At 43.7% G+C, this 12,406-nt stretch carries 11 protein-coding genes; 10 read left to right on the top strand and 1 reads right to left on the bottom strand.

The window, feature by feature from the left end:
* Positions 1–119 precede the first annotated feature (119 nt).
* Positions 120–356, bottom strand: a complete 237-nt coding sequence (locus NST07_RS26445; protein WP_038595390.1) for a DUF2626 domain-containing protein — start codon at positions 354–356, stop codon at positions 120–122.
* Between the two features lie 346 nt (positions 357–702).
* Here NST07_RS26445 and NST07_RS26440 point away from each other — a divergent pair, with 346 nt between their 5' ends.
* The 10 genes from NST07_RS26440 to NST07_RS26395 all read left to right on the top strand — a co-directional run bounded on the left by NST07_RS26440 (position 703) and on the right by NST07_RS26395 (position 12,189).
* Positions 703–1,353, top strand: coding sequence for an RsfA family transcriptional regulator (locus tag NST07_RS26440; RefSeq protein ID WP_341379530.1), 651 nt, complete (start codon positions 703–705; stop codon positions 1,351–1,353).
* A 129-nt stretch (positions 1,354–1,482) separates the two neighbouring features.
* Positions 1,483–2,442, top strand: coding sequence for a 2-dehydropantoate 2-reductase (locus tag NST07_RS26435; protein WP_341379529.1), 960 nt, complete (start codon positions 1,483–1,485; stop codon positions 2,440–2,442).
* Positions 2,443–2,448: 6 nt separating this feature from the next.
* Complete coding sequence (locus NST07_RS26430) at positions 2,449–2,835, top strand: DUF3397 domain-containing protein (RefSeq protein WP_341095469.1); 387 nt, start codon at positions 2,449–2,451, stop codon at positions 2,833–2,835.
* Positions 2,836–2,985: 150 nt separating this feature from the next.
* Positions 2,986–4,707 (top strand): peptide ABC transporter substrate-binding protein, encoded by a 1,722-nt coding sequence (locus tag NST07_RS26425; protein ID WP_341095468.1) that lies wholly within the window; start codon positions 2,986–2,988, stop codon positions 4,705–4,707.
* 216 nt (positions 4,708–4,923) lie between these two features.
* Positions 4,924–5,856 carry an ABC transporter permease gene (locus NST07_RS26420; protein ID WP_341097757.1) on the top strand — a complete coding sequence of 311 codons (933 nt, stop codon included), beginning with the start codon at positions 4,924–4,926 and terminating at the stop codon, positions 5,854–5,856.
* 2 nt (positions 5,857–5,858) lie between these two features.
* Complete coding sequence (locus NST07_RS26415) at positions 5,859–6,806, top strand: ABC transporter permease (protein WP_341095467.1); 948 nt, start codon at positions 5,859–5,861, stop codon at positions 6,804–6,806.
* 13 nt (positions 6,807–6,819) lie between these two features.
* Positions 6,820–7,815: an ABC transporter ATP-binding protein gene (locus NST07_RS26410; protein ID WP_341095465.1), complete on the top strand. Its 996-nt coding sequence runs from the start codon at positions 6,820–6,822 to the stop codon at positions 7,813–7,815.
* A complete protein-coding gene (locus tag NST07_RS26405; protein ID WP_341095463.1) occupies positions 7,812–8,732 on the top strand; it encodes an ATP-binding cassette domain-containing protein in 921 nt (306 codons plus the stop codon). Before NST07_RS26410 ends, NST07_RS26405 begins: the two co-directional genes overlap by 4 nt.
* Positions 8,733–8,916: 184 nt before the next feature.
* A complete protein-coding gene (locus NST07_RS26400; RefSeq protein WP_341095461.1) occupies positions 8,917–10,245 on the top strand; it encodes a radical SAM protein in 1,329 nt (442 codons plus the stop codon).
* 300 nt (positions 10,246–10,545) lie between these two features.
* Entirely contained in the window at positions 10,546–12,189 is a 1,644-nt protein-coding gene (locus NST07_RS26395) for an ABC transporter ATP-binding protein (protein ID WP_341095459.1), read from the top strand.
* Positions 12,190–12,406: the final 217 nt, after the last annotated feature.

Here is a 12,406-nt window from a genome sequence, read left to right as displayed (position 1 = left end):
TTGTCCTGCTAAAATATCATACCCTGTTTTCCGCCTCCCGGCCTACAAAAAAAGACAAACAAAAAAGGAAGCCGTCCTTATTTCTAAGGAATGACTTCCGTTTGATTGGCCAATAGCCATTATAGCGGCAACCCCATCTGAAAGATGGTCCAGTAGCTGAAGCCGGTAAATGTAACAATCATATATCCCCAGAACAACATGATGTAGGTCTTTTCTGTAAACTTCAGATAGCCAAGTATTACAAAAAAGGCGGTTTGTAAGAAGAAAAGTAAGGCCATCTCGGTTAAATCCCCGGCAAAAGCCATCAGCCCGATTACGAGCGTGAAAAACCCCAATACGCGAAACATGCGGTCCAAGAGAGTGTCCCCCTTCTTAGAATGGTCCCCGAATATGACTTCTTTGGATTGATTATACCTCCTGGACAAAAGACTGTAAACGAATTCATTGAAAAAAACCTTTGTTTTTTAAATTAATATGATTTTTGACATTGACATATGTGTTTAGTAAGAAAAATTAGAAATTATAGCAATGTGCGTATGATGTTTAAGCAAAATGGAAATACAATTTAGTATCAAATAGATTCTATGAACTCTATCAGAGGCATAGAAATGGAGTAAGCAGCTTTTATCCTATTCACTACCCGGCGGAGCTGCCGGTTATGAAGATGGTTATTTCATGATGTTGTTAGGAGGGTTAGGCTTTATGACAGCCGTTAGACAAGATGCTTGGAGTGCTGAAGATGATTTGGTTTTGGCAGAAATAACGCTGCGTCATATCCGGGAAGGCAGTACGCAACTCGCTGCTTTTGAAGAGGTGGGAGAAAAAATCGGAAGGACCTCGGCGGCATGCGGATTTCGCTGGAACAGTTGTGTCCGCAAAAGCTATGAGGATGCAATTGGCATCGCCAAAGGTCAACGCCAGAAGCGGAGTTATTTGAAAAAACAGCCGATGAACAGGGGAGCACAGGTAGCAGGACTGATTCTCGGCGACATTGAAGAAGAATATGGACGAAGCGAAGGTTTGAACGAAAATTCGTTATCCATTGATGCGGTTATCCGTTTCCTCAGACAGTGGAAAGGAACCTTTCACGAGGCGGGACGCCAGCTGAAGATGCTGGAAAGAGATCTGCGGGAGAAGGAAGATGAATTATCCGAGCTCAGGGTGGAAAATGAGCGGTTATCGAAGGAAGTTAACCTCGCCCAAAGTGATTACCGCGTGGTAAACGATGATTACAAGGCACTGATTCAGATTATGGACCGTGCCCGCAGACTTGCTTTCCTTAACGAAGAGGAAGAGGAAATGAAGACGCGGTTCAAAATGGATGCCAACGGCAATCTCGAACGTATGGAATAAAGTTATGCAACAGTATGACCCGCAAACAGAGCTGCCTTCGGGCACAGTGTTTGCGGTTTTTTGTTTTTGCATTTGCGGAAGCCTGCGGATATAATGAGGGAAATTATTGGAAGGGTGCGGAGGCAAGGCGTGAAAATTGATATTATTGGCGCGGGATCACTTGGTTTGCTGCTGGCAGGAAAACTTATCGGCGCCGGAGCCGAGGTCAGAATCTGGTGCCGAAGTGAAGAACAGGGCAGGGCGCTGGAGGAGAACGGTATTACAATAAGCTATGAGGATGGCCAACCCCCGGTTTTCCTTCCGCCCGACAAATTTAGGTCAGCAGCTGTGAACACCTTTGCCGAAGTTTATCTGCGTGATCCGGGGGAGTTCATGGCAATTATGGTCAAGCAGAATGCACTCCACAATGAATTCCCGCAGATATTGCTTCCACTAAAGCATAGCAAGATTCAAGCGGTGTGTTTTCAGAATGGCTACGGCCATTTGGAGCTGCTGCAGGAGTTGCTGCCACAAGCAGCAGTTTGGGCAGCGGTAACCACTGAGGCAGCCAAAAGAAAAACATTAACGGAGGTTATTCATGCAGGGAGAGGAGAAATATGTATAGGGAAGGTTGGCGGCAGCAATACTACTCATGGTCCATCCGCGCTAATTAGTTTCATTGAAACGCTCACAGCAGCAGGATTCTCCGCCTCTATGTCGAAAGAAGTGGATACCATGATTTACCGGAAGCTTTTAATCAATGCTGTGATCAATCCCCTTACAGCGATCTGGCGCGTACCGAACGGTGAATTGCTCGCTTCCGAGCAGCGCATACATTTGATGAAGGAACTGTATGAGGAAGCGATTGCCGTATATGAAGCCTGCGGTATTGCTCTTGAAAGTAACGCCTGGGAAGGCATCATGGAGGTTTGCCGGGCAACAGCCGGCAATATTTCATCAATGCTTGCCGATGTGTTGTCCTCAAGAGCAACGGAAATACGCTGGATTAATGGGAGCATTGTGGATATGGCGGAGCGGAGTGGCATCGATGCTCCACAACACCGCTGGATTTGCCGGATGGTAGAAGGCATGCTTGTGAGGGAGAGGTGAGGCTGTTTGGAATTTCTGCGGAATTCGTTCATTACTATAAGCGTTATTCCGATTGTTCCTTTTTTAATCGTCTATTTTGCGGGAATAGGCCTCAAAAAAGAAAAGAAAAGCACTTTTTTGCTGGCAATGGACGTGACTACATTATTTTTATTTCTTTCCGTATCGGCCTTGTTTAATATCATCTTTGATTCGGGTTGGGGCTTCTATCTTATACTACTTATTGTATTAATATCCACCGGATTGATTGGAGGGGCTCAAAATCGCTTAAAAGGAAAAGTGGATGGAAAACGGTTACTTCGGGCAGTATGGCGGCTTTCTTTCTTTTTTATGACCGTTAGTTACATTCTGTTTTTGGTCGTAGGCCTCATTCGATACATATCACAAGCGATGTAATGTTCCACTGCTTCGGTGAAGCGTCAATGTCACAAATCTTTTAAGTTTAAAAAAAAATCGGTTTTCAGAAAATATTGCTCTAGATTTTTTTGACCACTGGTTGTATAATCATAAACCATATACCACATTCTATTTAGGGGGAACTGCTAGATGAAGAAGAGTAAAAGTCTATTGCTCATGATTGCATTAGTTTTAGTCATCGGCACAGTGCTTGCTGGCTGCGGCGGAAACAATGCTAACAATGGCAAAAATGCCAGCCCGACCAATGCGCCGGCTGACAATGCAGGTAACAAGAATACAGGAAACGCAACTGGCGATGAGAAGTTAGCTGCTGACCAGACGCTTAAGATCAACCTGAGCTCCGAGCCTCCTACATTTGACCCGCAACAAGCTCAAGACAGCACATCCAATGCTATCCTGAAATTGCTGTATGAAGGACTTACTCGTCAAAATGCAGAGACTGGGCAAGCTGAAGAAGGTATTGCTGAGTCCTGGGAAATCTCCCCTGACGGCCTGGTGTATACGTTCAAACTTCGTGATGCAAAATGGAGCAACGGCGACCCTGTAACAGCTAAAGACTTCGCCTTTGCTTGGAAGCGTGTCCTTGATCCGAATGCAGAACAAGTGGCTCCTTACGCTTACCAACTGTACTACATCAAAGGTGCTAAAGATTTCAATGAAGGCAAAATCACTGACTTCAGCCAAGTTGGCGTTAAAGTAGTTGACGATAAAACACTTGAAGTGACACTGGCCAACCCTACACCGTATTTCTTGGGTCTGTTGTCTTTCTATACGTACTACCCAGTGCATAGTTCCGTTGCAAATGATCCAAAATGGGCAACTAAGGTTGAAACCCAAATCACTAACGGACCTTTCACTTTGTCGGAGTGGACGACTGGCCAATCTCTGGCCGTAGTTAAGAACCCATCGTACTATGCTGCAGATCAAATTAAAGCAGCAGGCATCAATTTCTCCGTTGTAAACAGTGGTGCAACTGAACTCTTGAGTTACAAAAACGGCGAACTTGACCGTGCAGGCGGTCCGATTGGAGAAATTCCAACCGAGCAGCTGCCAATCGTTGAGAAAGAATTCCCTAAAGAATTTGCAAGAAAAGGTATTTCCAGCGTTTACTACTACCAGTTCAATGTAACTGAAAAACCTTTTACAAATGCTAAAATCCGTAAAGCCTTGGCTATGGCTATCCAACGTCAGCCAATCATCGATAATATCACTTTGGGCGGACAACTGCCAGCATTTGGTTTTGTTCCTCCGGGCATCCAAAGCAATGAGAAAGCATACCGTGATCAAGTAGCTGATTCCCAATACTTCAGTGAAGATGTAGAAGGCGCTAAAAAATTGCTTGCCGAAGGTCTGAAAGAAGAAGGCTTGGATAAACTGAGCTTCACTCTTTCCTACAATACAAGTGAAGGCCACCAGAAAATCGCTGTAGCTATTGCGGATATGTGGAAAAAGAGCCTCGGCGTTGAAGTTAAACTGGAAAACAAAGAGTGGGGTGTCTTTCTCAAAGATAAACAGAACCTGAACTATCAAGTAACACGCGCTGCTTGGTCCGCGGATTACAATGATCCAATGACATACCTTGATATGTGGGTAACTGGCGGCGGTAACAATGATGCTGGTTATTCCAACCCAGCGTATGACAAACTGATCGACGAAGCTAAAAAATCTTCAGACAATGCCCTTCGTCAAGAGAAGTTTGCTGCTGCAGAAAAATTACTTATGGATGATATGCTTCTGATTCCGATCTATTACTACACAAATAACTCGTTGACTAAAGAGTACCTTAAAGGTGTAACTCTGGACTTCAGCGGTGCAATCGACCTGACCCGCGCTTACTTGCTCGAACACTAAGAGAGAAGCTAGCAACAAAATACAGTAATATAATATCTGAAGGTTTTTATATTACTTCGGGATATATATGTGGAACTCCATATATATCCCTTTTTTTTGTATGGGATAGTAAATGAGATTATTTGGAAAAAATAACAATTTGATTAAATGGACAAATGAGTATTTTTTCCTTAGAATAGGTAAGTAAAAATATTGTCGAAGGAGGTGATGGCGGGCATGGTTCGTTATATTTTCAACAGATTTCTCCACATGATTATTTCTCTGTTTGTCTTGATATCTGCGACCTTTTTCTTAATGAAGGCAATTCCCGGAGATCCATTCACAGCAGAAAAGAAAATTCCTGAACAAATTTTGCAGCGTCTATACGCGCAGTATAATTTGGACAAGCCCGTCTTTGAGCAGTACGTTATTTATTTGAAGAATATTATTAGAGGTGACCTGGGCATTTCAATGAAAATGCTTAACCAGGAAGTAACAGATATTATTTCACAAACCTTCTCTTCATCGCTGAAGCTTGGGGTTGTGGCTATTATTGTAGCGATTATCATAGGTGTAGGGCTAGGGATGCTTGCGGCTCTGCATCACCGGAAATTGATCGATAATGTCGCAATGATATTGGCTGTTCTCGGTATTGCGGTACCTAGCTTTGTTGTGGCTTCATTGCTGCAATATTTGCTGGCTTATCATTGGAAAATTTTCCCTGTCATGGGCTTTAAAGGACCGATGAATTATTTCCTCCCGGTTATGGCACTGACGGCGTCGCCGATTGCAGTCATTGCACGTCTTACACGTTCCAGCATGCTTGAAGTGCTTCATGCCGATTACATCAAGACAGCAAAGGCGAAGGGCCTCAACTGGATGTCGATTTTATCCCGCCACGTGTTGCGCAACGGTATTATGCCGGTAATTACTTATGTGGGACCGATGACCGCGAACATTATTACCGGTTCTGTTGTCATTGAACAAATCTTCGGTATCGGCGGTATCGGTAAACAGTTCGTTCAAGCGATTAATACACGTGACTATCCGATTATTATGGGTATCACCATATTCTATGGTGTAATCTTGATGGTCGCACGTTTCCTTACGGATGTCGCTTATGTTGCTGTTGACCCACGTATAAAACTTGCTGGAGGAAAGGAGGATTAACGTTGGCTGCAAATAATAATACTGTTGCTCCACATGTGGACCTGAAGCCCGAAGATTTCCGTAAAATCGGCATTGATGAGAAGGAAGCGGAAGTGATTCAGCGCGAAAGCCTTTCCGCTTGGCAGGATGCATGGCAGCGTCTGCGCCAGAACAAATTAGCTATGGTTGCGCTGGTTATTATGATCTTGATTGTCATTATGGCCATCGTTGCTCCGCATTTGGTTCCTTATACTTATGATTCGAATGATTTGATGAGTACGAACAAGAAACCATCCTTGGATCACTTGTTTGGAACGGATGATTTTGGACGCGATGTATTTGTCCGCACCTGGATGGGTGCCCGGATCTCGCTGATTGTCGGCCTTGCCGCTGCGATGATCGACTTAATCTTTGGTGTTATTTACGGTGGGGTCATGGGATTCTTCGGTGGACGCATCGATACAGTAATGAACAAGTTTTCCGAAATTTTATATTCGATTCCTTATCTGCTCGTAGTAATTATGCTGCTTGTAGTATTTGAACCGAGTCTGTGGACGATTATACTTGCCTTGACCATTACGGGCTGGATCAATATGTCCTGGATTGTACGCGGCGAAATTATGCAGCTCAAAAACCGTGAATTCATCTTGGCCTCACGCTCTATGGGTGCTGACTGGAAACGGCTGCTGTTCAAGCATTTGCTTCCAAATGCAATGGGACCTATTATTGTTACCGTAACGTTGTCCGTACCAAGCGCAATCTTCTCCGAAGCGTTCCTCAGCTTCCTCGGACTTGGCGTACAGGCACCGGTAGCTTCACTTGGTTCCATGATCAATGACTCCCTTACAGGCTGGATGTACTATCCTTGGCGGATGATCTTCCCTGCGCTTGTTATCAGCTTGACCATGCTGTCCTTTAATATTTTTGGTGATGGACTCCGTGATGCACTGGATCCTAAGCTGAAGAAATAGGAGGTGAACATTGATGGAACCCATTCTGCAAGTCAAAGATCTGCATGTTTCCTTTTTTGTAAAAGGCGGAGAAGTACAGGCTGTCCGCGGTATGAATTTTGAAGTAGGCATAGGTGAAACGGTAGCCATTGTCGGTGAATCCGGCAGTGGTAAGAGCGTTACGGCGCAGTCGATTATGCGGCTCATCCCTACACCGCCCTCCAAAGTGAAACAGGGCGAGATTATTTTTCAAGGACAGAATCTGCTGAACAAAAGCATGAAACAAATGGAAAGTATTCGCGGCAAAGATATTGGCATGATATTTCAAGACCCGATGACTTCTTTAAACCCAACTATCAAAGTGGGCAAACAGATAACCGAAGTTTTGATCAAACATCAGAATATGTCAGCGGCCGAAGCGAAAAAGCATGGTATTGAGATGCTGAAATTAGTTGGCATCAAAAATGCGGAGGCTCGCTTTAACCAATATCCCCACGAATTCTCCGGCGGGATGCGCCAACGTGTAATGATTGCCATTGCACTGGCCTGCCGCCCGGCTCTGCTGATTGCAGATGAGCCGACAACGGCGCTTGACGTTACCATTCAAGCGCAAATCATGGATGTTATGAAAGAGATGCAGCAAAAGCTGGGGACCTCCATCATCCTGATCACTCATGATCTCGGCGTAGTTGCCGGCATGTGTGACCGGGTCATCGTTATGTATGCTGGTGAAGTGGTGGAAACAGGTACCAGATGGGAAATCTTTAAGAATCCGCAGCATCCGTATACCAGGGGGTTGCTGCGGTCGATGCCGCGTCTGGACCAAAAGAAGGGTGAGCCTTTGATTCCGATCATCGGGACTCCCCCGGATCTGATTAAGCCGCCGATCGGCTGTCCGTTCACAGCGCGTTGCAGTGAAGCAATGCATGTCTGCGAACAAATCGATCCCGGTGCAACAGAGTTCAGCGAAACGCATATGGCGCGTTGCTGGAATCTGCATTCGATGGCCAAGGAGGTGCAGTTCGTTTGAGTAAGAACCTGATTGAAGTTGAAGGTCTTAAGAAATATTTTAATGTAGGCAAAGGTAAAGTTCTTAAGGCTGTTGATAATATTAATTTCTCGATCCGCGAAGGTGAAACCCTGGGTATGGTTGGGGAATCCGGATGCGGAAAGACTACTGCCGGCCGTACGGTTCTTCGTTTGTATGAACCGACTGCAGGAAGCGTAAAGTACAATGGCACTGATATCTATAAATTATCCGCGGGCAAAATGAAGGCGCTGCGCCGTGACATGCAGATGATTTTTCAGGATCCGTATGCTTCACTTAACCCGCGTCTAACGGTGTCCGATATTATCGGGGAAGCACTGGACATTCATGGGATGGCCGGAAGCCGTGCAGAACGCAAGAAACGGATTGAAGAGCTGCTGGATATGGTTGGACTTAACCATGACCATGCTACCCGCTATCCGCATGAATTCTCCGGCGGCCAACGCCAGCGTATCGGGATTGCCCGCTCGCTTGCGGTAAACCCTAAGTTCATCGTCTGCGATGAGCCGATTTCCGCACTTGACGTGTCCATTCAGGCGCAGGTTGTCAACCTGCTCAAAGAACTGCAGGACCGTCTTGGACTTACTTATCTCTTTATCGCGCATGATTTGTCCATGGTTAAGCACATCAGTGACCGTGTGGCAGTAATGTACCTGGGTAAAATGGTTGAGCTTGCAGAAAGTGAAGAGCTTTATGCGAACCCGCTTCACCCGTATACGAAATCGCTGCTGTCGGCGATTCCAGTTCCCGATCCGGAAATTGAAGCCAACAAGAAGCGTATTCATCTGCATGATGAGCTTGGCAGCCCGATTTACTCGGCTAACGAGAAGAGCAATGACAGCGACTTTGAATTGATTGAAGTTTCCAAGGGACATTGGGTTACCAAGCAATATGTATAACTGAATGCAGTTGAAATACGTTCAAAAAGAAGATACATTAGAGCCATTGTGGTCTCTAATGTATCTTCTTTTTTTAAAAGGAATAATATAGAAAACATTTACTTATTATAACATTTGTCATACTTTCACCCACTCTAAAGATGCTATATATATTTATATAAAAGTATTTTTATAGGAGGTTTATATGAAATCTTCAAATTATAACTTTTTTATTGATTTTCCAGAAAGTAATCAAGTATTAGCCTATAATTCAAGAACAGCATCACTAGCCTTGCTGGAACCCAAAAATTATAAGGAATATCTGGAGTTTGAAAAAAACTCGGTAATTGCTGGTCTAGACGAAGACTTTCTCAAAAAACTGAAAATTGGCGGCTTTATTCTGGAGAATGATATTAATGAGCATGATATTATCACGCATCATCTGCTGCGGAACAGATACAAGACGGATACCCTTGACCTGACTATTGCCACAACACTTAATTGTAATTTGGGTTGCGTTTATTGTTTCGAGAAAGATATTCGGAGTAATAAGAAAATGGGCGATGAGGTTAAAGACAGAATAGTAAGCATTGTAGAGGAACAGGCGGGAACGATTAAATTCCTTAGTATCTGCTGGTACGGCGGAGAGCCCCTGCTGGATATGACTGTAATTAGGGATCTTTCCAATAAGTTTATAGATATTTGCGAGAGTAACAAAATAGAATATAGCGCGAGCATTATAACCAACGGCTATAACTTAACACCAGATATCGCAGCTGAGCTGGCAAGCCTAAAAGTCACGTTTGCCCAAGTGACCATTGATGGGCCGAAGCCTATTCATGATGTGCGACGGCCTCTGGTTGGAGGACAGCCCACTTTTGACCGAATCTTAAATAATGTAGAGAAAGCCAGCGAAATTCTGCCTATTACATTAAGAATCAATACGGATGACAGCAACAAGGATGATATGGACTCTCTGCTGGATTTGATTGTTGCAAGAGGGTTGGGTTCGAAAGTCGGAGTCTATCTTGCCCAGGTGAAGAACGAGAATGAATGTTATAACACTAATGTATGTATGGCTACCTCCGCATTTACAGAGATATCTGACAACTTCGACAAAAAGGCTCATCTTATGGGGATCGGAAGCAATCTTTATCAATATCCTGCGCCTACCGGTCCTTACTGCGGAGCTGACAGTGCAAATTCTTATGTGATCGATCCTGAGGGCTATCTCTACAACTGTTGGACTGAGGTTGGTGATATGTCGAAAAGTTTTGGGAATTTGGTAGATTACAGTTTTGAAGGAAACATTGGCTTGAAGCTTCAGTACATGCTGTATGAGCCGCAGCAAAATGAAGAGTGCGCCAATTGCAAATATTTGCCTCTGTGTATGGGGGGGTGTCCCTATGAACGGCTGAATAACGCGGGGGATTATTGTGCAGCCATTAAATACAATCTGGAGAGGAAGATTAAAAATTACGCCAAATACGTAATCGAGCATCAAAAGGAAGCCAAAGAAAAGGTTGAAGTCTAGGTATGTGGGTTCATCTTATTGGATGAGCATCATATAAATTAACTTTATTGGAGGTTATATCATGGAATTTCTTGTTCAACCTATGTATTCTGGAAGTGCCGCCAACTGTCCCAACTTGCAGCACTGTAATTGTTACCAGGGCGGAGACTGCAATTTTCATGTATGTGTAGACAAGGGCAGCTCCTGTATTGCGCACAAGCCAGGCTGTATTGCTTGGATGTAGTCATCAACATTTACTAACGGTTGTCCGTCCGGATAATGCATTACCTTATCCGGGCGGCAATGCAGGTTGGGGCGAATATGAAAATAAAACAATTAACGAGACTCGTGTTTACCCGCAACTACAAGAGCCTGGCGCCTCTCTTTATCATGTCTTTGTTTTCATCGGTCATCTTTAATTTGCTTCTTCCCAATCTTAATGGAGAATACTTTGATGAGTTGACCCGAGGCGCCGAACACCGACTATATACGGTATTATTTTATTTGTTAATTGTGAATGCGGGAGGGCTTGTTCTTTCCTTTTTCTTAAGCCTGCTTAATAGCGTTGCCGGCTCAAGGGTAGCGCTGAAGGTCAACTTTGAAGTAATTGAGCATATTCAGAAGACACCTTTGGAATACTCCAACAAAATCAATCCAGTCTTTGTAACCCAACAAGTGAACAATGACAGTCATGTGGTGACAGATTTCTTCCTGGACTTTCTGATCCAGGGCTTTGTCAGTCTTTTGATTTTAATATCAACGGTTGTTTTAATGTTCAAAATCAATATATTGATTGGTGTATTGTTCTTATTGGCTGTACCTGTTTATGCGGTTGTTTATTTTATGTTCAAGAAGCCTATTTACCAGAGTGCTTATCTCATGAAAAATGAGCAGTCACAGCTTTTCTCCCAGATGAACCGGCAGTTAAGCAATATACAGTTAATCAAACAGCAGAACTGGTTCAAGTCACTGAAACAAGAACTGCTGAGTCATTCGGCGAGCTTCATGAAAGGATTAATCCATAATTCGAGAATATTGAACTTAGCCTCCTCGGCCAACGGGCTTGTTATGCAATTGTTCAATATTGCTGTTTTGTATATTGGCGCCGTCTCTGTTGTTCAAGGGAAAATGACCATCGGAGAGATAGTTATTGTTACCTCCTATGTTGGTTCCGCAGTAAGCTCTTCCAGATATTTTATAGATAATTTCAGCAAGTATCAGACTATAAAAGCCTCCATGGACAGATTGGAGGAGCACTTATCCGTGGCTCCTGAAATGAACAACGAAGCTGTGCTATCTACCATTGATAAAGTGATATTGAAGCAAGTCTCATTTGAACTGAATAATGTCCATATTCTGGACGGGTATGACTATGTTTTTACCAAAGGAAATATTTATGCCGTAACCGGATATAACGGAAGGGGAAAATCCAGCTTTGTCAATGTAATCACCGGTTTGTATCAGATGTACGGCGGAAATATTTTTTTTAATGATACTAATATCAGAGAACTGGATATGTACAAATTAAGGGGAGAGTTGATTGGCATTGTCGAACAAAACCCCTATATCGTCAGCAATAACTTCAAAGAAAATCTTACATATGGTTTAACATCCCTACGGGACTCCGAGCTGGATCTGTTCATCCAGAGCTTTAAGCTGGAAGGAAAAATGACCGAAACGCAGTCACAGGGGGAAATGCTACTGTCTGGCGGGGAAGCCCAAAAGTCATCTATAATACGAACCTTGTTAAAAAAACCGCAGCTACTCATCTTGGACGAGCCCACATCCATGCTGGATAAGGAATCAACCGTTTGTCTGCTTGAAACTCTTGTTCGGCTAAAGAATGAGGCCATAATCATTATTGTTACGCATGACAGCAATGTAATGGATATATGCGATGAGATTATCAATCTGGATACTGAACATAACCAGAAGAAGCCTCAAGTATACCTGGCTTCGCCTTAATATATAAGCCCGTGTTCAATACCGTCAACCGGATACGGACTTTATATAAATAAATATTTATTTATAGGAGGATTCACACATGACCTTTTTAGTAGAACCATCTTATTCAGTGCTTGGCTCGAGTTGTCCGAAATTATCTTCCTGTGATTGTTACCAAGGTGGTAGATGTTCATTTAGTGTATGTGTATCCAAAGGAGACAGCTGCATCGGGTATAAA

The organism is Paenibacillus sp. FSL L8-0340 (assembly GCF_038593145.1).
In the GTDB taxonomy this organism is placed as follows: domain Bacteria; phylum Bacillota; class Bacilli; order Paenibacillales; family Paenibacillaceae; genus Paenibacillus_AQ.
This window is presented reverse-complemented; position numbering and strand designations above follow the sequence as displayed.

Coding starts and splice junctions, on each gene's coding strand:
- NST07_RS26400 (WP_341095461.1), top strand. CDS start 8,917: ATGAAATCTTCAAATTATAACTTTTTTATTGATTTTCCAGAAAGTAAT.
- NST07_RS26425 (WP_341095468.1), top strand. CDS start 2,986: ATGAAGAAGAGTAAAAGTCTATTGCTCATGATTGCATTAGTTTTAGTC.
- NST07_RS26395 (WP_341095459.1), top strand. CDS start 10,546: ATGAAAATAAAACAATTAACGAGACTCGTGTTTACCCGCAACTACAAG.
- NST07_RS26440 (WP_341379530.1), top strand. CDS start 703: ATGACAGCCGTTAGACAAGATGCTTGGAGTGCTGAAGATGATTTGGTT.
- NST07_RS26420 (WP_341097757.1), top strand. CDS start 4,924: ATGGTTCGTTATATTTTCAACAGATTTCTCCACATGATTATTTCTCTG.
- NST07_RS26410 (WP_341095465.1), top strand. CDS start 6,820: ATGGAACCCATTCTGCAAGTCAAAGATCTGCATGTTTCCTTTTTTGTA.